This is a genomic window from Arthrobacter sp. U41 (genome assembly GCF_001750145.1).
Classification (GTDB): Bacteria; Actinomycetota; Actinomycetes; order Actinomycetales; family Micrococcaceae; genus Arthrobacter.
On record NZ_CP015732.1, the window covers coordinates 184,336 to 209,487 of the forward strand.

A 25,152-nucleotide genomic window follows, 5' to 3' on the forward strand; every position below is an offset into this window, starting at 1 on the left:
TCGGATGGACTGCACGGACGCCGCCGGCTCTGTTGAGCCGGCGGCGTCCGGGAAGTATTACCAGCGGTAGTGTGCGAAGGCCTTGTTGGACTCGGCCATCTTGTGGGTGTCTTCGCGACGCTTCACAGCGGCACCGAGACCGTTCGAGGCATCCAGAATCTCGTTCTGGAGGCGCTCGGTCATGGTCTTCTCGCGGCGGGCCTTGGAGTAGCCAACGAGCCAGCGCAGGGCGAGGGCCGTCGAGCGACCCGGCTTGACCTCAACCGGAACCTGGTAGGTGGCGCCACCGACGCGGCGGGAGCGGACCTCGAGGGAAGGCTTGACGTTCTCCATGGCCTTCTTGAGGGCTGCAACCGGGTCGCCGCCGGACTTGGCACGAGCACCTTCGAGTGCACCATAAACGATGCGCTCCGCGGTGGACTTCTTGCCGTCAACGAGCACCTTGTTGATGAGCTGGGTAACCAGCGGGGAGCCGTAAACGGGATCTAGAACTAGCGGCCGCTTGGGGGCCGGACCCTTGCGAGGCATATTACTTCTTCTCCATCTTTGCGCCGTAGCGGCTACGAGCCTGCTTACGGTTCTTGACACCCTGGGTATCGAGGGCGCCACGGACGATCTTGTAACGGACACCCGGAAGGTCCTTCACGCGGCCGCCACGGACGAGCACAATGGAGTGCTCCTGCAGGTTGTGGCCTACACCGGGGATGTAAGCGGTGACTTCAACGCCACCGTTGAGGCGCACACGGGCGACCTTACGCAGAGCCGAGTTCGGCTTCTTCGGGGTCGTCGTGTACACGCGGGTGCAGACACCGCGGCGCATGGGGCTGCCGTTAAGCGCGGGAGCCTTGGTCTTCTTGACCTTAGGCGTGCGGCCCTTGCGGACCAGCTGGTTAATCGTAGGCACTCTCGTGTTCTCCGTTTTATCCGGAGCGGCCGTTGGCGGCCGCTCTCTTGTCGCTGCGCCCCGCCGCTCGAGATTTGAACTCTCCAGAGCCGCCGGCACGAAGCCTTAATAGTCGGACCGCACGCCGGGATCCATGGACTTTCATCCCGGACTGCCCCTAGGCATGCGAAAATGTGGCATACGTTGCACAAGAACCCTGCAAACCGGAAACGTCGACCTGATTCAGCCTTTCAGCTGCAACCGGCGCACTCATCCACTGCCACAATAACAATTAGTCTCAAGTCTAACACGGTCAGGTCCCAGCCCTTAATCGGGCCCCCGCCTCCCCCGTCGGTTGCTCCGATACCGCCGTTTTGAGCACCCAAAAGGGCGTTATCGGAGCAACCGACGGGGTGAAAGGGGGTGGTCCCCCACCTTGCGCGGCGAACCCGGCCGTCACCGCCCACTCGTTAAACAGCAACGCGGGGTCACTTCGAGCCCAATCCGGGGTGCGGATTGGGCCGTGAGTGACCCCGCGTTGTGTTAGCGGTTAGCGGAAGTCGCTGCCCAGATCGTAGTCATCCAGCGGGATGGCATGGAACTCAGGAGCTCCGTCGCCGCCCAGGGAATCGTAGGAGAAATCACTGAACGCGCTGGGGCCGGTGAACAGGTTGGCCTTTGCTTCCTCAGTGGGCTCCACGGTGACCTCGGTGTAGCGCGGGAGACCCGTGCCGGCCGGGATGAGCTTACCGATGATGACGTTTTCCTTGAGGCCGAGCAGCGGATCGCTCTTGCCTTCCATGGCCGCCTGCGTCAGGACGCGGGTGGTCTCCTGGAAGGAAGCTGCGGACAGCCAGGACTCGGTCGCCAGGGACGCCTTGGTGATGCCCATGAGCTCGGGACGGCCGGAAGCCGGCGTCTTGCCCTCGGACACAACGCGGCGGTTGGCATCCTCGAAACGGCTGCGCTCGGCGAGCTCGCCGGGCAGCAGGTCCGATTCGCCGGACTCGATGACCGTGACGCGGCGCAGCATCTGGCGGACGATAACCTCGACGTGCTTGTCGTGGATACCGATGCCCTGGCTGCGGTACACGCCCTGGACCTCGTCGACCAGGAACTTCTGCGCGGCACGGGGGCCCATGATGCGCAGAACCTGCTTGGGGTCGACCGGACCGTTGATGAGCTTCTGGCCGACGCTGACGTGCTCGCCGTCTTCGATGAGAAGACGTGAACGGCGCAGGACCGGGTAAGCGATCTCTTCGGATCCGTCATCCGGGGTGATGACCAGGCGCATCTGGCGCTCGGACTCTTCGATGGTGATGCGGCCGGCTGCTTCAGCAATCGGTGCGACACCCTTCGGAGTACGGGCTTCGAAGAGCTCCTGGATACGGGGCAGACCCTGGGTGATGTCGTCGCCACCGCTGGAGGAAACAGCACCACCGGTGTGGAACGTACGCATGGTCAGCTGGGTACCCGGCTCACCGATGGACTGCGCGGCGATGATGCCGACTGCCTCACCGATGTCGACGGTCTTGCCCGTGGCCAGCGAACGGCCGTAGCACAGGGCGCAGGTGCCGACGCTGGACTCACAGGTGAGTACGGAGCGGACCTTGACCTCGGTGATGCCGGCTGCGAACAGTTCGGCAATGACGACGTCGCCGCAGTCGGTGCCGCCTGCTGCCAGGACCTTGCCCTTGGAGTCAACGACATCCACGGCCAGGGTACGGGCGTACGCGCTGTTCTCGACGTTCTCGTCCAGGACCAGCTCGCCGTTGGCGTCAGCCACCGCGATGGCGGTCATGAGGCCGCGCTCGGTGCCGCAGTCCTCTTCGCGGACGATGACATCCTGCGACACGTCCACCAGACGACGGGTCAGGTAACCCGAGTTGGCGGTACGCAGCGCGGTGTCAGCCAGACCCTTACGGGCACCGTGCGTGGCGATGAAGTATTCCAGCACCGACAGGCCCTCGCGGTACGAGGACTTGATCGGACGCGGGATGATCTCACCCTTAGGGTTGGCCACCAGGCCACGGATACCCGCGATCTGACGGACCTGCATCCAGTTACCACGTGCACCGGAGGACACCATGCGGTTGATGGTGTTCATCGGGGACAGGTTGTCACGCATCGCCTGGGCGATCTCGTTCGTTGCCTTGTTCCAGATCTCGATCAGTTCCTGGCGACGCTCGTCGTCGTCGATCAGGCCCTTGTCGTACTGGCCCTGGATCTTGGCAGCCATGGTCTCGTAACCGGCGAGGATCCGCGGCTTGTCCTTGGGCACCTCGATGTCGGAGATGGCGACGGTGACACCGGACCGGGTGGCCCAGTAGAAACCGGCATCCTTCAGGTTGTCCAGCGTTGCCGCCGTGACCACCTTCGGGTAGCGCTCGGCGAGATCGTTGACGATGGTGGACAGTTCGCCCTTGTCAGCAACGTTCTCAACCCACGGGTAGTCGGCGGGAAGCGTCTCGTTGAAGAGGACCTGGCCCAGGGAGGTCTGGACGAGCACGGTCTGACCCGGCTCGTAACCTTCCGGAGCTTCCCAGCCGGCGTAAGGGACAAAGCCCTCCAGCCGGATCTTGACCTGGGAGTTCAGGTGCAGCTCGTGCAGGTCGAACGCCATGATGGCTTCCGCGACGGAGGAGAAGATCCGGCCCTCGCCAGCTGAACCGACACGCTTGGTGGTCAGGTGGTAGAGGCCGATGATCATATCCTGCGAAGGCAGCGTCACCGGGCGGCCGTCAGACGGCTTCAGGATGTTGTTCGAGGACAGCATCAGGATGCGGGCTTCGGCCTGGGCTTCGGGGCTCAGCGGCAGGTGCACTGCCATCTGGTCACCGTCGAAGTCAGCGTTGAAGGCGCCACAAACCAGCGGGTGAAGCTGGATTGCCTTGCCCTCAACAAGCTGCGGCTCGAACGCCTGGATGCCGAGACGGTGCAGGGTGGGTGCACGGTTCAGCAGCACCGGGTGCTCGGTGATGATCTCTTCGAGGACATCCCAGACCTGCGGGCGGTAACGCTCGACCATCCGCTTGGCCGACTTGATGTTCTGCGCGTGGTTGAGGTCAACCAGGCGCTTCATCACGAACGGCTTGAAGAGCTCCAGCGCCATCTGCTTCGGCAGGCCACACTGGTGCAGCTTCAGCTGCGGGCCGACGACGATCACGGAACGGCCGGAGTAGTCAACGCGCTTACCCAGGAGGTTCTGGCGGAAACGACCCTGCTTGCCCTTGAGCATATCGCTCAGGGACTTCAGCGGACGGTTGCCCGGTCCGGTGACCGGACGGCCGCGGCGGCCGTTGTCGAAGAGGCTGTCAACAGCTTCCTGAAGCATGCGCTTCTCGTTGTTGACGATGATCTCCGGAGCACCGAGATCAAGCAGGCGCTTGAGGCGGTTGTTGCGGTTGATCACGCGGCGGTAGAGGTCGTTGAGGTCGGAGGTCGCAAAGCGGCCACCGTCCAGCTGGACCATCGGGCGCAGTTCCGGCGGAATCACCGGGACAGCGTCCAGCACCATGCCGAGCGGGCTGTTGTTGGTCGTCAGGAACGCGTTGACCACCTTGAGCCGCTTCAGGGCGCGGGTCTTGCGCTGGCCCTTGCCGTTGGCAATGATGTCGCGGAGCATGTCCGACTCGGCCTGCATGTCGAAGTTCTCAAGACGCTTCTTGATCGCTTCGGCACCCATGGAGCCTTCGAAGTACATGCCGTAGCGGTCGCGCAGTTCGCGGTACAGGCCTTCGTCGCCTTCAAGGTCAGCGACCTTGAGGTTCTTGAACCGGTCCCAGACCTGCTCGAGGCGCTCGATTTCAGCATCCGCGCGCTTGCGGACGTTAGCCATCTGGCGGTCAGCGGAGTCGCGGGCCTTCTTCTTGTCGGCAGCCTTGGCGCCTTCGCCTTCGAGACGGGCAAGCTCGTTCTCGAGGTCGCGCGCGATCGTGGCGATGTCCGAGTCGCGGTTGTCGATCAGCTGCTTCTTCTCGATGTCGTGCTCAACCTGGAGGTTGGGCAGTTCTTCGTGGCGGCTGTCGGCGTCGACGCTCGTGATCATGTAGGCAGCGAAGTAGATGACCTTTTCGAGGTCCTTCGGTGCCAGGTCCAGGAGGTAGCCCAGACGGGACGGAACACCCTTGAAGTACCAGATGTGCGTGACCGGGGCGGCCAGCTCGATGTGGCCCATGCGCTCACGGCGGACCTTGGCGCGGGTGACTTCAACGCCACACCGCTCGCAGATGATGCCCTTGAAGCGCACGCGCTTGTACTTACCGCAGTAGCACTCCCAGTCGCGGGACGGGCCGAAGATCTTCTCGCAGAAGAGGCCGTCCTTCTCAGGCTTGAGCGTGCGGTAGTTGATGGTTTCCGGCTTCTTAACCTCGCCGTAAGACCAGCCACGGATGTCTTCCGCGGTGGCGAGGCCGATCTGCATGAGGCCGAAGGAGGATTCGCTGGACATATGGTCCCTGTTCTCTCTTGTTCTCTAAATTCTGAGGTCTTGGGTTACGGGAAGAGGGAGGAGTCCGACGACGGGCGGGGAAACCGCCCGCCGTCGAACGCCTGCTAAACCTCTTCTACGGAACTGGGCTCTGCACGAGACAGATCGATGCCCAGTTCTTCCGCAGCCGTGAAGACTGCGTCATCAGAGTCACGCATTTCAATTGTGGTTCCGTCCGTGGAAAGAACTTCCACGTTCAGGCACAGCGACTGCATTTCCTTGATCAAGACCTTGAAGGACTCAGGAACGCCCGGCTCCGGGATGTTCTCGCCCTTGACGATGGCTTCGTAGACCTTCACACGACCATGGATGTCATCCGACTTGATCGTGAGGAGCTCCTGGAGCGTGTAGGCAGCGCCGTACGCTTCGAGCGCCCACACTTCCATTTCACCGAAGCGCTGGCCACCGAACTGTGCCTTACCACCCAGCGGCTGCTGCGTGATCATGGAGTACGGGCCGGTGGAGCGCGCGTGGATCTTGTCGTCCACCAGGTGGTGGAGCTTCAGGATGTACATGTAGCCGACCGAGATCGGATCCGGGAACGGCTCGCCGGAGCGGCCGTCGAACAGGCGGGTCTTGCCTGAGGAGTTGATCAGGCGGACACCGTCGCGCGTGACGTTCGTGGAGTCGAGCAGGCCCGTGATTTCCTCTTCACGCGCACCGTCGAACACCGGCGTTGCAACAGTGGTCGAGCCACTCTCGCGCGGCAGGTTCGGCAGCTGCTTGACCCACTCGGGCTCGCCCTCGATCTTCCAGCCGGTCTTGGCAACCCAGCCGAGGTGCGTTTCCAGCACCTGGCCGACGTTCATACGGCCCGGAACACCCAGCGGGTTCAGGACGATATCAACGGGGGTGCCGTCGGCAAGGAAGGGCATGTCCTCGATCGGAAGGATCTTGGAGATAACGCCCTTGTTGCCGTGACGGCCTGCGAGCTTGTCGCCGTCGGTGATCTTGCGCTTGGCAGCAACGTAGACGCGGACCAGCTGGTTGACGCCCGGGGGCAGCTCGTCGTCGTTGTCGCGGTCGAAGACGCGGACACCGATCACGGTGCCGGACTCGCCGTGCGGAACCTTCAGGGAGGTGTCGCGCACTTCGCGGGACTTCTCACCGAAGATGGCGCGCAGCAGGCGCTCTTCCGGGGTCAGCTCGGTCTCGCCCTTGGGCGTGACCTTTCCGACCAGGATGTCGCCGGCTTCGACCTCGGCGCCGATGTGGATGATGCCACGCTCGTCAAGGCCGGCCAGGACTTCCTCGGACACGTTCGGGATGTCACGGGTGATTTCCTCGGCACCAAGCTTGGTGTCGCGGGCATCGATCTCGTGCTCCTCGATGTGGATGGAGGACAGGACGTCCTCAGCCACGATCCGCTGGGACAGGATGATGGCATCCTCGAAGTTGTGGCCTTCCCATGACATGAATGCCACGAGCAGGTTCTTTCCGAGGGCCAGTTCGCCCTGGTCCGTTGCCGGGCCGTCAGCGATGATGCCGCCGACCTCCAGGCGCTGGCCTTCGCTCACCAGAACGCGGTTGTTGTAGCAGTTGCCCTGGTTGGAGCGGGCGAACTTGTTGATCCGGTAGTTGGTCTCCGTACCGTCGTCGTTGAGCATGATGACCAGCTCAGCCGAAACCTCGGTGACCACACCTGCCTTCTTGGCGATGGTGACGTCACCGGCGTCGACTGCAGCGGCGCGCTCCATGCCGGTACCGACGAACGGCGCCTCGGAACGGACCAGCGGCACGGCCTGGCGCTGCATGTTGGCACCCATGAGTGCGCGGTTTGCATCGTCATGCTCGAGGAACGGGATCAGGGCGGTAGCCACGGACACCATCTGGCGCGGGGAAACGTCCATGAACTCGACCTCGGCGGCGGGAACCAGCACAGGCTCGCCTCCACCACCACGGGCACGGACGAGGACGGTCTCTTCGGCGAACTTCTTGTTCGGATCGAGCGGGGCGTTGGCCTGTGCGATCAGGACCTCTGCCTCGTCGTCGGCCGTGAGGTACTCGACCTCATCGGAGACAACACCCTCGGACACGAGGCGGTACGGGGTCTCGATGAAGCCGAACGGGTTGATGCGTCCGTAGGAGGCCAGCGAACCGATCAGACCAATGTTCGGGCCTTCAGGGGTTTCGATGGGGCACATACGTCCGTAGTGCGACGGGTGAACGTCACGGACTTCCATGCCTGCACGGTCACGGGACAGACCACCCGGGCCAAGCGCCGACAGGCGGCGCTTGTGGGTCAGACCCGAGAGCGGGTTGTTCTGGTCCATGAATTGGGACAGCTGGGAAGTTCCGAAGAACTCCTTGATGGCTGCCACAACGGGGCGGATGTTGATCAGCGTCTGCGGCGTGATGGCCTCGACGTCCTGGGTCGTCATCCGCTCGCGGACAACGCGCTCCATCCGGGACAGGCCGGTGCGGACCTGGTTCTCGATGAGCTCGCCGACGGCGCGGATGCGGCGGTTGCCGAAGTGGTCGATGTCATCGATCTCAACGCGCAGCTCGTGGTCCTGGCCGTCACGCTTGCCCGTGAGGGTCTTCTCACCGGCGTGCAGCGCAACCAGGAACTTGATCATGGCGACGATGTCTTCAACGTGCAGGACAGACGCTTCCTTGTCACCAAGGGAGCGGTCGATGCCGAGCTTGCGGTTGATCTTGTAACGGCCGACCTTGGCCAGATCGTAGCGCTTGGAGTTGAAGTACAGGTTGTCCAGCAGGGACTGGGCAGCCTCGACCGTGGGCGGCTCGCCCGGTCGCAGCTTCCGGTAGATGTCCAGCAAGGCGTCTTCGCGGGTTTCGGTGGCGTCCTTCTCCAGCGTTGCGCGCATGGAGTCGTACTGGCCGAACTCTTCGAGGATCTGGCCTTCGGTCCAGCCGAGGGCCTTCAGCAGCACCGTGACGGACTGCTTGCGTTTGCGGTCGAGGCGAACGCCGACCTGGTCGCGCTTGTCGATTTCGAGTTCGAACCAGGCGCCGCGGGACGGGATGATCTTCGCGGTGAAGATGTCCTTGTCACTGGTCTTGTCGGCGGTGCGCTCAAAGTAGGCGCCCGGGGACCGGACCAGCTGGGAGACAACAACACGCTCGGTGCCGTTGACAACGAAGGTGCCCTTCTCGGTCATCAGCGGGAAGTCACCCATGAACACGGTCTGCTGCTTGATTTCGCCCGTGTTGTTGTTCATGAATTCGGCCTTGACGTACAGCGGAGCCGAGTACGTTGCGTCCCGGTCCTTGCACTCGGCCATGGTGTATTTCGGATCAGCGAACTCCGGCTCGGAGAAGCTCAGGGACATGGTGCCCTGGAAATCCTCGATCGGGGAGATCTCTTCGAAGATGTCGGACAGACCCGAGGAGGTGGCGACACTGAGGTCGCCTTCTTCGACGGCCTTGGCTACGCGTGCCTGCCAGCGTTCGTTGCCGACCAGCCAGTCAAAGCTGTCGGTTTGCAGGGCAAGCAGATTCGGAACGTCAAGTGGTTCGTGAATCTTTGCGAATGAGAGCCGGCGGGTTGCACCGTCGGTGCTGTCGGCATTGATAGCGGTTGCAGCGTTGTTTACATTAGAGGTGCTCGAGGCGACCAAGAGGGATCCTTCCACAGACCTTCAGGCGTTTTCAGATCTCCCCCGTTATGTACCCTGCAGAGTGACTCCGCAGCGCTACCAGTCCGGTTCCGCTATATGACCCGGGACCCGCGCCGCCCATGGTGGTGCCGTTGTTGACGGCACATTGATGGAGCAGCTGCCAGGCTAAGCCCACCGCTATATGAAGGCTGAAGATAAACAGGGAAGACGCAAATATCTACGATACGGCAAAGCAACCTACTTGTCTACCCCACTTCGCCCGGGATTGCAAGCACTGCCCCGGGTCCCGGATCGGAGGGCCGTCCGCGGGCCGCGCATCCCGCAGACGGCCAGCCAGACGGCCAGCCGGACGGACAACAGCGGGCCAACAGTGGGCCAAATGGCCCCGTGACGGGGGTCACGATAACCTTGCTGTATATCGTTCAAGATCGGAAGAGAAAACCATGAGCAACTCTGCAGACGACAATGATGTTGTCATCCTCGCCGCCGCCCGCACACCCCAGGGGCGCCTCAACGGGCAGCTCGCCAGCTTCACGGCAGTGGAGCTCGGCGCCCACGCCATCCGGGCGGCACTGGCCGCCAGCGGGGTGAAGGCCGAGCAGGTGGACTCGGTGATCATGGGCCAGGTGCTGCAGGCCGGAGCCGGCCAGAACCCGGCCCGCCAGAGCGCCATCGGCGCCGGCATCGGCTGGAACGTTCCCACCGTGACCATCAACAAGGTCTGCCTGTCGGGGCTGACGGCGGTGATCGATGCGGCCCGGATGATCCGCGCCGGTGACGCGACCGTCGTCGTCGCCGGCGGCCAGGAGTCAATGACCCGCGCGCCGCACATCCTCCCGGGCTCCCGGCAGGGCTGGACGTACGGGACCGTCCAGGCGCTCGACGTCGCAGCCCATGACGGACTGACCGACGCGTTCGACGGGCACTCCATGGGATTGTCGACCGAGAGCAAGAACCTGACCCTGGGGATTGACCGCACCTCCCAGGATGAGGTGGCGGCAGCGTCCCACCAGCGCGCCGCCCGTGCCGCCAAGGACGGCGTGTTCGACGGCGAGATCGCCCCGATCAGCGTCAAGCAGCGCAAGGGCGACCCGATTATCCTGGCCGCGGATGAAGGCATCCGGCCGGACACCACCGTCGGCTCGCTGGCCGCCCTGCGGGCAGCGTTCGTCACGGACGGCACCATCACCGCCGGGAACTCCTCCCCCCTGTCCGACGGCGCCTCCGCCCTTGTGCTCTCCTCGCGGAAGTTTGCCCGGGACAACGGCCTCGAGTACCTCGCCGTCGTCGGCAAGCCCGGGCAGGTCGCCGGTCCGGACAACTCGCTGCACTCCCAGCCCTCCAACGCGATCCGGAGCGCCCTGCACAAGGCCGGCTGGTCCCCCGCCGACCTGGACTTCATCGAGATCAACGAGGCCTTCGGCTCGGTGGCAGTGCAGTCCCTCAAGGACCTCGACTACCCGCTGGAGAAGTGCAATATCCACGGCGGGGCGATCGCGATGGGCCACCCGATCGGGGCCTCCGGCGCCAGGCTTGCCCTGCATGCGGCGCACGAGCTGAAGCGGCGCGGTGCCGGCAAGGCGGCGGTGTCCCTGTGCGGCGGCGGCGGCCAGGGCGAAGCGCTCCTGCTCTACCGCGACTGATCCCATGACGGACCCCGCAGCCCCGGCAACGGGAGCGGCTGGAGACGGTGTCGGCCGGGAGCGGTTCCTGACCGACGCCGCCGCCCGCGGCCTCAGCGTCCAGCTCGTCGAGCGCCTGGCCGCCGGCAGCCTCGAGGAGGCGGCTAAGATCCTCGGCATCCAGCCCGGGGACATCGTCAAGTCGCTGGTGGTCAAACACAAGGACGGCAGCTACCTGTTCGCGCTGATTCCCGGCGACCGGCAGATTTCCTGGCCCAAGCTCCGGTCGCTGCTTGGGGTCAACAAGCTCTCGCTCCCGACGGCGGACGCCGCCCTGGCTGCGACCGGCTACGAGCGCGGCACCATCACCCCGCTCGGGAGCACCGTGGCCTGGCCGGTGTACGCGGACCGGAGCATCACCGGCCGCCGGATTTCCATGGGCGCCGGCCAGCACGGCTACAGCGCCTTCGTGGACGCCGATGCCCTGACCGCAGCGCTCGACGCCGTCGTCGCCGACATCTCCGAACCGAACTGACTCCCCCACCAGGCCGGCCCGCCGACCTGGCACACCCGGGTTAACACCTCCGGGTTAACACCACAACGCGGGGTCACTTCCGGCCCATCCCGACGCCTGGGATGGGCCGGAAGTGACCCCGCGTTGCTGTTGAGAGGCGGTGCCGGGGCCGACTTTAGGCCCGGAACGCAGGAAGCCCCGCCCACCGGAGTGGACGGGGCTTCCCGGAGCGGAACGGGAACGCGGGGTTCCCGGACAGTTCCTGAAGCGGCGAGTTACTTGAGGGTAACGCGAGCGCCGGCTTCTTCGAGCTGTGCAACAGCCTTCTCGGCAGCTTCCTTGGTGACGCCTTCGAGGATGGCCTTCGGAGCGCTGTCAACAACGTCCTTGGCTTCCTTGAGGCCCAGGGAAGTGATGGCGCGAACTTCCTTGATGACTGCAATCTTCTTGTCGCCCGGGTGCTCCAGGATGACGTCGAATGCGGTCTGCTCTTCTTCTTCGACAGCGCCGCCGGCAGCGGGGCCAGCAACTGCAACAGCAGCAGCCGTAACTTCGAAGGTCTCTTCGAAGAGCTTAACGAACTCGGAGAGCTCGATGATGGTCAGTTCCTTGAAAGCTTCAATGAGCTCTTCGTTGGTGAGCTTCGCCATGGTGTGGCGTCCTTCCTATAGTGGTGCTCGGCGGCCGGAGCCGTGCCTTCGCACCGGAGTCTGGTTTAGAGAGTTAGTTCTCTTCGGGGGCTGCGGCGTCGGCCGGAGCTTCAACTGCTGCATCTGCCGGAGCTTCAGCTGCTGCGTCGGCCGGAGCTTCTTCAGCGGCGGGCGCTTCGGCTTCAGCCGGCGCGCCGTTCTCTTCTTCAAGCTTGAGGCGCAGCGCGTCGATGATGCGTACAGCGGCGGCGGCAGGAGCCTTGAGGATGCCTGCAACCTTGGCGAGCTGCAGCTCGCGGGACTCGAGTGCTGCCAGGGCAGCAACTTCGCTGGCGTTCAGTGCTTTGCCCTCGAAGTAACCGGTCTTGATAACCAGCTGCTTGTTGGTCTTGGCAAAATCCGTCAGGCTCTTGGCAGCGGCAACTGCGTCACCCTTGATGAACGCGATTGCAGTGGGGCCGGCGAGCTGACCGTCGAATGCTTCGACACCAGCTTCCTTGGCTGCAATGGCGGTCAGGGTGTTCTTGACGACCGAGAACTTGGTGTCCTGGCCGAGAGAGACACGCAGCTGCTTGAGCTGTGCAACGGTGAGCCCGCGGTATTCGGTCAGGACAGCGGCGTTCGATTCCTTGAAATCGTTAGTGATCTCAGCTACTGCTGAAACCTTGCTAGGCGTTGCCATAACCCTCCTTCCGGGGATAGTGCCGGTGATTCCCGGTCCCCGCTCAAAAGAGCTAAAAACTAAAAAACGCCCCGCGCAGATGCACGGGGCTTGTCTCGACGCAGTCCATGACTGCGGAGCTTTGCTTCGTTCACCTGCGCCGGCCGCCCTATGTTCAGGGTCCTTCGTCTGGAGATCCACTGGCTCTCCCGGCGCGACTACAGAATTGAGTCTTGCTTGGGAGAGTGGATTTCCAACAACCGACGGTCTTTGGTCCCCCCAGCTTACGCGAGACGGGGCGTGTGCTCCAAATCGGGCACCCGAGTGCTGTTGAGCCGGCCGCTCAGCTGACGCTGGGGCTGAAATCCGGGAGTTCCTTTTGCCAGATGCCCGTCACCCCGGCGGTGGTGAATCCAAGCTGCCGGTTGACGGTGAGCAGGTAACGGTTTTCCGGGGCGTTCCAGGTGTACAGGACCCGGGCATCCGGAAACTGCTCCGAGAGCCTCTCCATGTTCGAGAGCTTGATCAGCAGGCCCAGCTTGTTGCCTCGGTGCTCGCTCAGGACCACGGTATCGTCCTGGAACACGACGTCGGGGCGCAGCGCGAGCACGCTGATGGTGGTCAGGCCAACGAGCTCGCCGCTGGCAATGTGTTCGACGGCGGTGACCACCGTACGGCGTCCCTGTGCGATGGCGACGTCCTCGGCCTGGCGGAGGATGCCGGCGTCGAACACCATGCCCGCGTCCTCGACGCCGGGCACCCCGTCCTCGCCGGCGCTGTTTTCCAGCGCGACGACGGCCTCGAGCCACGGGTCCGGGCACCGGTCCGTCCAGTGGTGCAGGCGGTAACGGCCCGCGTTGGCTTCCTCGGCCTCGGTTTCCAGTTCCTCCACCAGCACACTATCGAGGGGCAGCGCACAGGCGCTGAACTGTTCGATGTGCTGCAGGGTGTAGCCGCTGCGCCGGGCAAACTCCACTTCCCGGCTGTCCACCGGGACAAACCCGAGACCCGTCCCCGGCACCAGCTGGCCAGCTTCGCTGTCGCCCAGTGAAGCGCTCGGATGGTTCGTGTCGATCAGGATGGTGTGGCGGCCCTCGTCACGGGCGAAGTGCTCCGCGGCTTCGAGCAGGTGCCGGCCCACTCCCCGGCCCTGGAACTCCGGCAGGACGTCGAGGGCAAATTCGGCCAGGTCGAGGTTTTCCGACAGCGGCAACGCAATGTCGACGGTCCCGACGATCTCGCCGCCGATCTTGGCCACCAGGATGACCTGGCGCTCGTACGGGTCCGCCATTTCCAGCAGTTTTTCCCGCGGCGCGTACGCGAGGTCGTCACTCCCCCAGGTCTGCATGCGCACTTTGCGTCCCACTTCAACGGCGGCAATGAAGTCAGCTGCGTCCTGCCCGTCAAGGGAATCGGGGATCCACAGCTGTTCAATCCGTACGTCGTTTGCCATAGAGGGCATCATCCCAGCCGTTCTGCCGTCCACCACGGGTACCGGAAACCCGGCATTGGCCGGACTTTCCCTCGCCAGCATATGCCGGTTTCGGCCACCGTTCCATCGGTGGCCCGACGACCACCCGGTGAATGCGGCGGATGGTGGGGACAGTCTAAGCGGCCTCCGGAATGCGGAAAAGACCGTCCCGCGGGTGCGGGACGGTCTTTTCTATTGCCTGATTGTGAGGCAGCTGAAGCCTAGACTTCGGTCAGGACCTTGGTGACGTTGGGGTCAACCGAGATGCCCGGGCCGAACGTGGTGGCGACGGTGGCCTTCTGGATGTAGCGGCCCTTGGAAGCGGACGGCTTGAGGCGGAGAACCTCTTCCAGAGCGGCTGCGTAGTTCTCGGCCAGCTTCAGGGCATCGAAGGAAACCTTGCCGATGATGAAGTGCAGGTTCGAGTGCTTGTCGACGCGGAAGTCGATCTTGCCGCCCTTGATGTCGTTGACGGCCTTGGCGACGTCAGCGGTCACGGTGCCGGTCTTCGGGTTCGGCATCAGGTTACGCGGACCCAGGACCTTACCGAGGCGGCCAACCTTGCCCATGAGGTCAGGGGTGGCGACGGCTGCGTCGAAGTCGGTCCAGCCGCCCTGGATCTTTTCGATCAGGTCATCGGAACCAACGAAGTCGGCGCCGGCTGCGATTGCAGCCTCAGCCTTCTCGCCCGTTGCGAAAACGAGGACGCGGGCGGTCTTACCGGTGCCGTGCGGCAGGATAACGGTGCCGCGGACCATCTGGTCAGCCTTACGCGGGTCTACACCCAGGCGGAAAGCAACCTCAACGGTCGCGTCGAACTTGGACGGGTTGGTGTCCTTTGCCAGCGTCACTGCCTCGAACGGCGCGTAGAACTTCTCCGCGTCGATCTTGGCTGCGGCTGCCTCATATGCTTTGCTGCGCTTTGCCATGCTGCTTACTTCTCCTTGTGCAGTTGTGGTCTGCGGACCGCGCTGGGCCCTGCCACAGTCGGAACTCCGAACGGTTTGTCCGTCCCGGATTTCCGACATTTCGATGTTTAGGTGGTGCCGGTTGCCCGGCGGGGAAGGCTATTAGCCTTCGACGGTGATACCCATGGAACGGGCGGTGCCGGCGATGATCTTCGCGGCGCCTTCCAGGCTGGTGGCGTTGAGGTCTTCCATCTTGGTGGTGGCGATCTCGTTAACCTGGGCCTGGGTCAGCTTGGCAACCTTGACGGTGTGCGGGGTCGGTGAACCCTTGGCAACGCCTGCAGCCTTTTTGATCAGCTCTGCAGCCGGCGGGGTCTTGGTGATGAACGTGAATGACCGGTCCTCGTAGACCGTGATTTCAACCGGAATAACGTTGCCGCGCTGGGCTTCCGTCGCAGCGTTGTACGCCTTGCAGAATTCCATGATGTTGACACCGTGCTGGCCAAGCGCAGGACCGATCGGCGGGGCCGGGTTAGCGGCACCTGCCTGGATCTGCAGCTTGATGAGGCCGGTGACCTTCTTCTTGGGAGCCAATGTAGGGTCCTTCTCTCAATTACGTCCTGGGACACAGGAGCGTGTCTCAGGTTGTTGGCCGCCATGGCGAGGCGGCCGGCCGCCCCTGGGCTGCTAAAGCGGGCAGCCCGGGGCGAATTCTGTGGGGATAACTAGATCTTGCTGACCTGGTTGAATGCCAGCGTGACCGGGGTCTCGCGCTCGAAGATGGAAACCAGCACCACGAGGGTCTGGGAGTCCACCTTGATTTCGGAGATCGTGGCCGGAAGGGTCTCGAAGGGACCTTCCTTGACGATGACCGACTCGCCGACCTCGAAGTCGACGTCGACGTGCGCGGCGGCGTGCTTGACCGGCTTGCCCTTCTCGGCCTGCTCTTCTTCGAAGACCGGGGCGAGCATGGAAAAGACCTCGTCGAGGCGCAGCGGGACCGGGTTGTGGGCGTTGCCCACGAAGCCGGTGACGCCGGGGGTGTGGCGGACGGCGCCCCACGAGGCATCCGTCAGGTCCATGCGGACCAGGACGTAACCGGGGATGCGGACGCGGTTGATGACCTTGCGCTGAGCGTTCTTGATCTCAACGACTTCCTCCATCGGGACCTGGATCTCGAAGATGTAATCTTCCATGTCCAGGGTCTGGATGCGGGTTTCAAGGTTGGCCTTGACGCGGTTTTCGTAGCCTGCGTAGGAGTGGATGACGTACCAGTCACCTTCCTGGCGGCGCAGCTTGGCCTTGAATTCATCGGCCGGATCAACCTCGGCGGCGGCGGCCGCAGCGGCCAGCGCGTCGTCCGACTCGTCGGCGTCTGCTGCTTCGTCGCCGGCTTCGGCGGTTTCGTCCTCTGCGGACTCGTCAGCGGCGGCTTCCCCGGCTTCCGCCGTGTCAGCAGCCTCGTCAGCGACGTCGGATTCGGGCGCAGCAGACACAGCCTCGGACTCTTCCCCGGCTTCCACCGCGGCGTCCTGGCTCTTATCCAGCTCAGTCTCAGTTACCTCGAGCTCCTGCTCAGACACTTGGTCTCCTGCTTCCTCATTGCCTAACATGCCTATTTAAATGACTCAATTCCGCACACCCCGCAGAACCTCCGGTATCCCGGTGGTAATCCACGCAGTCTGCGGACCGGTCGACTCTAGCTGTCCGTGGGGCCCGTGCCGCCGAAGACCCAGCCCACTCCGGTCCCGAAGGCCAGATCCAGCAGGGTGACGAGGAGCATCATGATGACCACGAACACCAGCACCACGACCGTGTAGTTGATCAGTTCCCGGCGGGTCGGTGCAACGACCTTCTTCAGTTCGCCGATGACCTGGCGGACGAAGAGTGCAAGTCGAGCGAAGAGGCCTGCCTTGGGGGCATTCTTGGCGGGGCGGCCACTGGAGCTGCTTGCAGCTGTTTCGGTCACCTGGTCCTCACTCATCCTCGCAAAGTCGGATACCCGGCTCTGAACTGAACCATGGTTGCTGCGCTTGTCCCAGTGAAACCGGAACAGCTTGCGCAGGGCAGACAGGACTCGAACCTGCAACCTGCGGTTTTGGAGACCGCTGCGCTACCAATTGCGCCACTACCCTATGGATCGAAACCCGCTCCGGCCCGTTTCCCCAGACTTCGCTGAGGCGCAGACCATCATCGTGTTTTCAACACCGGAAAACCATTCTACGCAACAACTGCGCCTACGTCGAACCGGCCACACCGGACCCCCGCCTCCCAGGGAGAAGCAGAGAGAAAATAGGCGGGAAAACCGGCAAGGGAACCAGAAGGGAAACGGCCGCGAACACCCGCCGCAAACCCGTCCGACGCACCCGCAGTCATATTTCCATGCCGGCTCCCCGGTCGATCCGGTGAACAGCATAGAGTGGATTCCGTCGAATCCCACAAACAGCCACTGAGGCTGCAAGCGAAGAATGGACCCGCGATGCCCGCCGCCCGCATTTCACAGCGAATTTCCGCCATAGCCGAATCTGCCACGCTGGCTGTTGATGCCAAGGCGAAGGCGTTGAAGGCGGCCGGCCGCCCGGTTATCGGCTTCGGCGCCGGCGAGCCGGACTTCCCGACCCCCGATTACATCGTGCAGGCAGCCATCGAAGCCGCCGTCCAGCCCAAGTTCCACCGCTACTCCCCCGCCGGCGGCCTGCCGGAGCTGAAGCAGGCCATTGCGGCCAAGACGTTCCGTGATTCCGGCTACAAGGCCGAGGCCTCCCAGGTGCTCGTCACCAACGGCGGCAAGCAGGCCGTCTACAACACCTTCGCCACCCTGCTCGACCCCGGCGACGAGGTCATTGTCCCCACACCGTTCTGGACCACTTACCCGGAGGCCATCCGGCTCGCCGGAGGCGTGCCGGTCGAAGTCTTCGCCGGGCCGGAGCAGGACTACCTGGTCACGGTGGAGCAGCTCGAGGGCGCCCTCACGGAACGCAGCAAGATCCTGCTCTTCGTCTCCCCCTCCAACCCCACCGGCGCTGTGTACTCGCCGGAGCAGGTCAAGGAGATCGGCCAGTGGGCCGCCTCCAAGGGCCTGTGGGTGGTCACGGATGAGATCTATGAGCACCTGACGTACGACGGCGTGCCCTTCACCTCGATCGCAACGGCCGTCCCGGAGCTGGGCGACAAGGTGGTCATCCTCAACGGTGTTGCGAAGACCTATGCCATGACGGGCTGGCGTGTCGGCTGGATGATCGGCCCGGCCGATGTCATCAAGGCCGCCACCAACCTGCAGTCCCACGCCACCTCCAACGTGTCCAACATTCCGCAGATGGCTGCCCTCGCCGCGGTGTCCGGACCGCTGACCGCTGTCGAGGAGATGAAGCTCGCCTTCGACCGGCGCCGCAAAGCCATCGTGGCCGGGCTGAACGCCATTGAGGGCGTTGAATGCCCGACGCCGAAGGGGGCCTTCTACGTCTACGCGGACGTCCGCGCCCTGCTCGGCAAGGAGTTCCCGTCCGCGAACGGCCCAGTCCGGCCGTCGACGTCGGCAGAACTGGCCACCCTGATCCTGGATGAGGTCGAAGTGGCGGTGGTTCCGGGCGAGGCGTTCGGCCCCTCCGGCTACCTGCGCCTCTCCTACGCCCTCGGCGACGAGGACCTGGCCACCGGCGTCGCCCGCCTGCAGGACTTCCTCGGCAAGGCCAAATAGCACCCTCCCGCAGATCCTGCAGCAATAAACCCGACGCTCCCGCACCACGCACCCGGGACATGTCCGGCCGCAATGACCAACAGTGGGCAGAATGCCGTTCTGCCCACTGTTGGCGTTTAAGAATGTGCATGTCCAGGTTGCGGGAGCGTCGGGCGTTGGACCGCCGAACCTGCGGGAGCGTCGGGCGGTGAACCGCCAAACCTGAGGGAGCGTCGGGTGTTTTGGGCTAGAGGAGGCGGCGTTCGGCGGCCCAGCGGGTAAGTTCGTGCCGGCTGGAGAGCTGGAGCTTGCGCAGCACCGCCGAGACGTGGGTTTCCACGGTCTTGATCGAGATGAACAATTCCTTGGCGACTTCCTTGTAGCTGTAGCCGCGGGCGATCAGCCGCATCACCTCAAGCTCGCGGGCGGACAGCCTGTCCAGTTCATCGTCCGCGATGTCGGCCGGGGCGGTGCCGAAGGCGTCCAGCACAAAGCCCGCCAGCCGGGGCGAGAAGACGGCGTCCCCGCCCGCGACCCGACGGACGGCGTCCGAAATTTCGGCCCCGGAAATCGTCTTGGTGACATAGCCGCGGGCGCCTGCCCGGATCACCGAGACGACGTCCTCGGCCGCGTCCGAGACGCTCAGGGCCAGGAACCGGGTGCTGCCCATCAAGGGCGCCGAGCCGGCCAGCACTTCGCGGCCGCCCCCGCCGAGTCCGCCCGGAAGATGGACATCGAGGAGCACGACGTCGGGACGCACGGCCGCAATCACGGCCACGGCCTCCTCCACCGTTCCGGCCTCGCCGGCAACGACGATGTTCGGGTCCAGATCGGCCTTCAGGCCGGACCGGAAGATGGCGTGGTCATCAACGATGACCACCCTGATCCCCGCAGCCGGGCCCCCCGCTTCGGTGTTGCTCACAGTCGTACCTCTCCGTTGCTGTTATTGCCCGGTGCTCCGGCGGGCGCCGCCGCTGAGAGGGGCAGTGCCAACCGCACCTCGGTGCCGTCCGGGCTGCTGTTGATGGTCGCGGTGCCGCCGTGGCGGTTCATCCGGCCGATGATCGATTCGCGGACGCCCAGCCGGTCCGCGGGGAGTGCGTCCGGGTCGAAGCCGGGACCGCGGTCCTTCACGAACACCTCCGCCAGGCCGTCGGTCACTTCCAGGTACACCGACACGGCGCCGCCGCCGTGCCGGGCCGCGTTCAGCATCGCCTCGCGGGCCGCCTGGACGAGGGCCTCGTGACGTTCGGACATGGCGCAGTCGCCCACGGCGACCACCTCGACGGCGTGGCCCAGCGCGTCCTCCACTTCCGCCGCCGCGGACTGGATGCCCTCCGACAATTGCCCGGCTTCCTTGCCCGGGTCCCGGTACAGCCAGCCTCTCAACTCGCGCTCCTGGGCGCGGGCGAGGCGCACGATGTCGGTCTCGTTGCCGGCGCGCCGCTGGATCAGGGCCAGCGTCTGCAGCACGGAGTCGTGCAGGTGCGCGGCGATCTCGGCCCGTTCGGTGGCGCGGACCCGCCCGGCCCGCTCCGCCTCCAGGTCCCGCCAGAATTTCAGCCCCCACGGCAGGAGGACAAGGGCCACGCCGCCCAGCACCGCCACCGAGGACAGCAGGGCCAGCCAGGTCTGTTCCCAGGACCCGGAGCCGGAGACCATAACCAGGACCCCGGCCACCACGAGCGCCAGCCCGGCCGCCAGACGGGCCCAGCCGCCGGCCTGGTTGGCCTTGGTCCGGTCCACGAGACCGGCCCGGCGGGTCTCGTCCAGCTGCATCCAGGCGATGGCGGCGCCGCCCAGGATTGCCGCGACCGGGATGAGGGTTCCGAGCGGAACATCGACCCCGAGCAGGCGGGCGATCAGGATTCCGGCGGCAAGCAGCAGTCCCGCGCCGAGCAGAATCTCCTTGCCGTAGCGCATCCCGGTGACCCTGCTGCGCCAGGTGTCGGCGGGAACCGCCCCGGCCGGCGCGGCTGCAACTTCCGGGGCGGGCCCGCCCGGGGAGGCGCCCGGGGTGGCGGCCGGCGGCCCGGCGGAGGGGGCCGGAAAGGTCTCGGCGTAAGGCGCGTAGGCCTCGGACAGGGGGGCCGCGAAGGGTGCGCTGACCGCCGGGGCGATGGGCGACGCCGGCTGGCGGGCATGGCGCTTGGCGCTCTCGTCGGCGGTGGGAACCATAATCCAGAGCCAGGCATAGAACGCGACACCGGCACCGCCGGCGAGCGCCGCCACCACCATGCCGGTCCGGACCAGCCGCACCGGCCAGCCCAGATGCCGGGCGAGGCCGGCGCAGACGCCGGCGATCACCCGGTCGCTGCCGCGGACCAGCGGCGGACGGGACCCGGCGGTTGTCATGAGTCAATCCAAACACGGATCAGGGTTCCCCGGACCCGTTTCCGGCCCTAACCGGGGGTGACTCAGGGACAGTTCAGGGTGTTCCCCAGTAGAGCGGATCCGTCGCGGACGGGAGGATCGAGGTATGAATCCGCACACTCCCATCCCCGATGAAGGCCCCGACCCGGCAGGCCGCACTGCCGGGCAGCCCGCAGACCAGCCGGGAGGGCAGGCCGCCGGAGAACCGGCCGCCCGGCCGGCAAACACCTCCGGCAGTTCCGCGGCAGGCCAGAAGCCGGCTGCAGACTCGGCCGCCACCGCTCCGCTGGATACTTCCGCGACTCTCCCGCTGGACTTTTCGGCCGGATCCACCGGCCCCGGAACGCCTCCGCCCCCGCCGCCGTACACCGGCCCGGCAACCCCGCCGCCCCACGCCGGCCCGTCACCGCTGCCGCGCTACACCGGACCGGCACCCCTGCCAGGCGCTGCCCAGCCGCAGAACTTCTTCGACTGGATCCGCAGCCAGGGCATCTCCCGCGGCCGCGAGCGCTGGGTCGGCGGGGTCGCCAGCGGCATCGCCCAGCGTTTCGGCGTTGACCCGCTGATTGTCCGCGGCATCCTGATCGTCCTGACAGTCTTCGCCGGCGTCGGCGTCCTTCTCTACGGCATCGCCTGGGCCCTCCTGCCGGAACCCGACGGCCGCATCCACGTCCAGGAGGCGGCCGCCGGCCGCTGGTCCTCCGGAATGACCGGCGCGTTGATCACCTCGATCATCGGCTTCCCCAGCCTGGGCACCGGCGTCTGGGGCTGGGACCGCTTCGGCTTCGGCCCCTTCCTCTGGACCGTTTTCTGGGTGGGCGGCGTCATCTACTTCATCTACTACCTGACACAGCGCAACAAGCCCCGGATCGCCCCCGTGTCCTCGGGTCCCCAGCCCGGAGCCCCGGAAGGCCCCGCCAACCCGGCGGGCCCGGCAACGCCGGCCGGGACGGCGCCCTTCGCCACGACCGGCTCCGGCGCGTCCGGTGCGCTGCCCCGGTATGGCGAGTCGGCAGTGCCCCGCCCGGCCTGGGGCACGCCCCCGCCCTCTGGCCCCACCCCTCCCGCCGGCGGCTACTACCAGCCTCCCGCGGGCGGCTACTACCGTCCGGTGCCCGACGGCGGATACGTCCCGCCGACCAAGGCCCCGAACTTCGGCCCCGGCGCCCCCGCCGTCGCGGTCACCGCGGGCCTCGCCCTGCTGGTGGGCGGCGGCCTGAAGGCCCTCGACGTCGCGAACGTGATCGATCTCGGCACCTCCAGCAACGCCGTCGTCTGGGCCAGCGCCGCGGCGGTCCTGGGTCTCGGCATCCTCATCGCCGGCCTCAGGGGCCGCACCTCGGGCATCCTCGGGTTCTTCGCCGTTGTCGCCCTGATCACCGGCGGCATCTACAGCGTGCTACCCAACGGGGACCGTTTCCGCCCGCAAAATGCCGACTGGTCACCGGTGAGCATCGAGCAGGCCCGTGACGGCTTCGACATCACGGCCGGCAACGGCACCGTGGACCTGACCAGGCTCCCGCTCAACCCGCCGCTGGGAACCGACCTTGTGGTCCCCATCGACGCGACAGCGAGCAACCTCACGGTGGTCATCCCGGACACCGTTCCGGTGCAGATCCGCGCCGACATGACCATGGGCAACCTCAATGAAGGCAGCCAGAACTACGGAGGCATGACCAGCCAGCAAAGCAACTACAACACCGGCAGGCCGGGAGCGACGCTGATCATCACGATCGACGGCACCTTCAGCAACGTAACCATCAAGGAAGGAAACTGACATGAGCAGCTATGACGCACCGACCGGCAGCACCGACGGCAGCAGCCCGGCTGCTCCCCCGCGGTCCGGCAATCCGGAGCCTCCGGAGGATTCCCGGGCCCGCGTGGGCACCATTGTCTGGGGGCTGATCGTGGTGGCCCTCGCCGTGCTCATCATCGTCGCCCAGCTCGGCATCGTGGCGCTCAACGGCACCTACGTGGTGATCGGCCTGATGATCGGCGCCGGCGCGGCACTCGTGATCGGCGGGCTGCTCTCGGCCCGCGGGCGTGACAAAGCCGCCCCGACAGGGAAGGCTTGAACCATGGAAAAATTCTTCAGCACCGTCAGGGGCCTTGGCCTGAAACGTGGTCCGCAGCGTTGGTTGGGTGGTGTCTGCGGCGGGATCGCCGCCAAGCTGAACGTGGATGTTGCGTTCGTCCGGATCGCATTCCTGCTTTTCGCACTGCTTCCCGGGCCGGCCTTCGTGATCTACCTCGCGGCGTGGCTGCTGCTCCCGGACCAGCGGAACGCCATCATCCTTGAGTCGTTCCTGGCGAATCGTCCGAACCGGCCCTGAGGAAACCCTGTCCGGAAGCGAAGTGCCCCTGCCGCCCGGCAGGGGCACTTTCGGCTGTAACCGTTTGTGTCCTGGCACACAGGCGCCATTAGACTTTAGGTGAGCTCAGCGTGGCGCTCTGCCTGTAAACCTTCGAACCAGGATTTGAGCCGAGACATGAAAATTGGAATCCTCACCAGCGGCGGAGACTGCCCCGGACTGAACGCCGTCATCCGCGGCGCCGTCCTGAAGGGAATCGCAGTCCATGGCCACGAATTCGTGGGGTTCCTGGACGGCTGGCGCGGCGTCGTCGAGGGCGACATCATCGACATCCCCCGCACCATGGTCCGCGGCATCGCCAAGCAGGGCGGGACCATCCTGGGCACCTCCCGGACCAACCCGTTCGAAAACAACGGCGGGCCCGAGGTCATCAAGGCCAACATGGACCGGCTGGGCATTGACGCACTGATCGCCATCGGCGGCGAAGGCACCCTGGCCGCGGCGAAACGGCTCACCGACGCGGGACTGAAAATCGTCGGCGTCCCCAAGACAGTCGACAACGACCTCGACGCGACTGACTACACGTTCGGTTTCGACACCGCCGTCGAGATCGCCACCGAGGCGATCGACCGCCTGCGCACCACGGGAGAGTCCCACCACCGCTGCATGATCGCCGAGGTAATGGGCCGCCACGTCGGCTGGATCGCGCTGCACGCCGGGATGGCCTCGGGCGCCCACGCCATCCTGATCCCGGAGCAGAGGGCATCGATGGAGCAGATCGCCAAGTGGGTTGTCTCCGCCCACGACCGCGGCCGTGCGCCCCTCGTGGTGGTGGCGGAGGGGTTCGTCCCGGACGAGCAGGAAACGCCGCACTCCGAACGCGGCCTGGACACCTTCGGCCGCCCGCGGCTTGGCGGGATCTCCGAGCGGCTGGCCCCGGAGCTGGAGGCCATGACCGGCATCGAAACCCGCGCGACCGTCCTGGGCCACATCCAGCGCGGCGGCGTTCCCACCGCGTTCGACCGTGTGCTGGCGACCCGCCTGGGCATGGCCGCCATCGACTCGGTCGTCGAGGAACGCTGGGGCACCATGGTGTCCCTCAACGGCACCGACATCGTCCACGTGGGCTTCGACGCTGCGCTGGGCAACCTCAAGACCGTCCCGCAGTACCGCTATGACGAGGCCGCGGTCCTCTTCGGCTGATCCGGCTGATCCGGCTGATCCTCCGACCTGGGCCCGACACGCCGGTGGGTAGGGTGGAGGCATGACACTTGAGCCCGGTTCGGTCGACATCATCCAGCTCGCGTGGGCCCGCCGCCTGGGGCTCGCCGACGGCGCCTTCGCGGCCGCCGCGGGTGAACGAATCACGCGTGCCGACGAGACGGCCCGGGCCGTCCAGTTCGTCCGGCTGTTCGGCAATTCCGCCCTGGTTGGCCCGCAGTGGGCGCTGGATGCCGCCGCCGGGTTCTCCGACGGCGAACTCGCGCAGCACGTGACCCTGTTGACGATCACCCGGGACCATGGCGGGCACGGGCTCGGCGCCGCCGCGCTGTTTTTCGCGGACGATCTGCCGCTGCAGCAGCCGTCGGAGGAGCTGACCGTCTCGCACGGAAATCCGGAAGCGATCGAACTGGAAGCCGCCTGCCCCCCGGATGACGTGAACGAGGTGGGCCTCTCGGACCTTGAGCACCGCTTCACCATCATGCACGTGGAGGACGGCCGCCGGACCCCCGTGGCATGCGGGGCCTACACCGAATGGGAAGGCATCCTGGCGCACATGGGGGTGCTGGTGGCTCCCCAGTGGCGCCGCCGGGGCCTGGGGTCGCTGGCGGCCTCGATTGCCGCCCACAAGGCACTCGCCTCCGGGTTGACGCTGCAGTGGCGCTCCGATGTCAGCAATAAGGGCTCACTGGCCATCGCCCGGAGCCTGGGCTTTGCCTCCGGCGGCATCCAGACCAGTGTGCTGCTGGGCTGATCCGGCAGCACCCCGGCTGGACCTCCGCGGGACG

Annotated in this window: 21 protein-coding genes and 1 tRNA gene; 8 read left to right on the forward strand and 14 right to left on the reverse strand. The window is 65.5% G+C overall.

What is annotated here, in order from left to right; genetic code table 11:
- Positions 1-57: 57 nt before the first annotated feature.
- From rpsG to rpoB, 4 genes are all read right to left on the reverse strand, one after another.
- Entirely contained in the window at positions 58-528 is a 471-nt protein-coding gene (gene rpsG / locus ASPU41_RS00895) for a 30S ribosomal protein S7 (protein ID WP_011692813.1), read from the reverse strand.
- A gap of 1 nt (position 529) precedes the next feature.
- Complete coding sequence (rpsL, locus tag ASPU41_RS00900) at positions 530-904, reverse strand: 30S ribosomal protein S12 (RefSeq protein WP_011692814.1); 375 nt, start codon at positions 902-904, stop codon at positions 530-532.
- A gap of 529 nt (positions 905-1,433) precedes the next feature.
- Entirely contained in the window at positions 1,434-5,333 is a 3,900-nt protein-coding gene (locus ASPU41_RS00905; protein ID WP_069949304.1) for a DNA-directed RNA polymerase subunit beta', read from the reverse strand.
- Between the two features lie 104 nt (positions 5,334-5,437).
- Positions 5,438-8,956 (reverse strand): DNA-directed RNA polymerase subunit beta, encoded by a 3,519-nt coding sequence (rpoB, locus tag ASPU41_RS00910; protein WP_069949305.1) that lies wholly within the window; start codon positions 8,954-8,956, stop codon positions 5,438-5,440.
- A 443-nt stretch (positions 8,957-9,399) separates the two neighbouring features.
- On the opposite strand from rpoB, the gene ASPU41_RS00915 reads away from it, so the two are divergent.
- Together ASPU41_RS00915 and ASPU41_RS00920 are read left to right on the forward strand one after the other, a co-directional pair.
- A complete protein-coding gene (locus ASPU41_RS00915) occupies positions 9,400-10,599 on the forward strand; it encodes an acetyl-CoA C-acetyltransferase (protein ID WP_069949306.1) in 1,200 nt (399 codons plus the stop codon).
- Positions 10,600-10,603: 4 nt separating this feature from the next.
- A complete protein-coding gene (locus ASPU41_RS00920; RefSeq protein ID WP_069949307.1) occupies positions 10,604-11,113 on the forward strand; it encodes an aminoacyl-tRNA deacylase in 510 nt (169 codons plus the stop codon).
- 254 nt (positions 11,114-11,367) lie between these two features.
- Here the strand turns inward: ASPU41_RS00920 and rplL are convergent, their stop codons facing one another.
- The 8 genes from rplL to ASPU41_RS00960 form a co-directional block, all read right to left on the reverse strand.
- A complete protein-coding gene (gene rplL, locus ASPU41_RS00925) occupies positions 11,368-11,742 on the reverse strand; it encodes a 50S ribosomal protein L7/L12 (protein WP_069949308.1) in 375 nt (124 codons plus the stop codon).
- A 73-nt stretch (positions 11,743-11,815) separates the two neighbouring features.
- Positions 11,816-12,424 carry a 50S ribosomal protein L10 gene (gene rplJ / locus ASPU41_RS00930; RefSeq protein ID WP_069949309.1) on the reverse strand — a complete coding sequence of 203 codons (609 nt, stop codon included), beginning with the start codon at positions 12,422-12,424 and terminating at the stop codon, positions 11,816-11,818.
- Between the two features lie 322 nt (positions 12,425-12,746).
- On the reverse strand, positions 12,747-13,856 hold the full coding sequence (locus ASPU41_RS00935) for a GNAT family N-acetyltransferase (RefSeq protein WP_069949310.1): 1,110 nt from the start codon (positions 13,854-13,856) through the stop codon (positions 12,747-12,749).
- A gap of 239 nt (positions 13,857-14,095) precedes the next feature.
- Positions 14,096-14,803, reverse strand: a complete 708-nt coding sequence (gene rplA / locus ASPU41_RS00940; protein ID WP_069949311.1) for a 50S ribosomal protein L1 — start codon at positions 14,801-14,803, stop codon at positions 14,096-14,098.
- 141 nt (positions 14,804-14,944) lie between these two features.
- Complete coding sequence (rplK, locus tag ASPU41_RS00945; RefSeq protein WP_024365990.1) at positions 14,945-15,376, reverse strand: 50S ribosomal protein L11; 432 nt, start codon at positions 15,374-15,376, stop codon at positions 14,945-14,947.
- A gap of 131 nt (positions 15,377-15,507) precedes the next feature.
- Positions 15,508-16,365: a transcription termination/antitermination protein NusG gene (gene nusG / locus ASPU41_RS00950; RefSeq protein ID WP_069949312.1), complete on the reverse strand. Its 858-nt coding sequence runs from the start codon at positions 16,363-16,365 to the stop codon at positions 15,508-15,510.
- A 116-nt stretch (positions 16,366-16,481) separates the two neighbouring features.
- Positions 16,482-16,766, reverse strand: coding sequence for a preprotein translocase subunit SecE (secE, locus tag ASPU41_RS00955; RefSeq protein WP_069949313.1), 285 nt, complete (start codon positions 16,764-16,766; stop codon positions 16,482-16,484).
- A gap of 78 nt (positions 16,767-16,844) precedes the next feature.
- Positions 16,845-16,917 (reverse strand) — tRNA-Trp (locus ASPU41_RS00960).
- Positions 16,918-17,261: 344 nt separating this feature from the next.
- On the opposite strand from ASPU41_RS00960, the gene ASPU41_RS00965 reads away from it, so the two are divergent.
- Complete coding sequence (locus ASPU41_RS00965) at positions 17,262-18,479, forward strand: pyridoxal phosphate-dependent aminotransferase (RefSeq protein WP_069949314.1); 1,218 nt, start codon at positions 17,262-17,264, stop codon at positions 18,477-18,479.
- A 226-nt stretch (positions 18,480-18,705) separates the two neighbouring features.
- Here ASPU41_RS00965 and ASPU41_RS00970 read toward each other — a convergent pair whose 3' ends face one another.
- Positions 18,706-19,380: a LuxR C-terminal-related transcriptional regulator gene (locus ASPU41_RS00970; protein ID WP_231941130.1), complete on the reverse strand. Its 675-nt coding sequence runs from the start codon at positions 19,378-19,380 to the stop codon at positions 18,706-18,708.
- Positions 19,377-20,813, reverse strand: coding sequence for an ATP-binding protein (locus ASPU41_RS00975; RefSeq protein ID WP_069949315.1), 1,437 nt, complete (start codon positions 20,811-20,813; stop codon positions 19,377-19,379). The genes ASPU41_RS00970 and ASPU41_RS00975 overlap by 4 nt, the downstream gene beginning before the upstream one ends.
- Before the next feature lie 124 nt (positions 20,814-20,937).
- Between ASPU41_RS00975 and ASPU41_RS00980 the strand changes: the two genes are divergently transcribed.
- The 5 genes from ASPU41_RS00980 to ASPU41_RS01000 all read left to right on the forward strand — a co-directional run bounded on the left by ASPU41_RS00980 (position 20,938) and on the right by ASPU41_RS01000 (position 25,118).
- On the forward strand, positions 20,938-22,608 hold the full coding sequence (locus ASPU41_RS00980; protein ID WP_069949316.1) for a PspC domain-containing protein: 1,671 nt from the start codon (positions 20,938-20,940) through the stop codon (positions 22,606-22,608).
- A 1-nt stretch (position 22,609) separates the two neighbouring features.
- Positions 22,610-22,906 carry a hypothetical protein gene (locus tag ASPU41_RS00985; RefSeq protein WP_069949317.1) on the forward strand — a complete coding sequence of 99 codons (297 nt, stop codon included), beginning with the start codon at positions 22,610-22,612 and terminating at the stop codon, positions 22,904-22,906.
- A 3-nt stretch (positions 22,907-22,909) separates the two neighbouring features.
- A complete protein-coding gene (locus ASPU41_RS00990; protein WP_069949318.1) occupies positions 22,910-23,164 on the forward strand; it encodes a PspC domain-containing protein in 255 nt (84 codons plus the stop codon).
- A 156-nt stretch (positions 23,165-23,320) separates the two neighbouring features.
- A complete protein-coding gene (locus ASPU41_RS00995; protein WP_069949319.1) occupies positions 23,321-24,346 on the forward strand; it encodes a 6-phosphofructokinase in 1,026 nt (341 codons plus the stop codon).
- Between the two features lie 61 nt (positions 24,347-24,407).
- The gene (locus ASPU41_RS01000) at positions 24,408-25,118 is read left to right on the forward strand and encodes a GNAT family N-acetyltransferase (RefSeq protein ID WP_069949320.1); all 711 of its coding nucleotides are present in this window, start codon (positions 24,408-24,410) and stop codon (positions 25,116-25,118) included.
- Positions 25,119-25,152 lie beyond the last annotated feature (34 nt).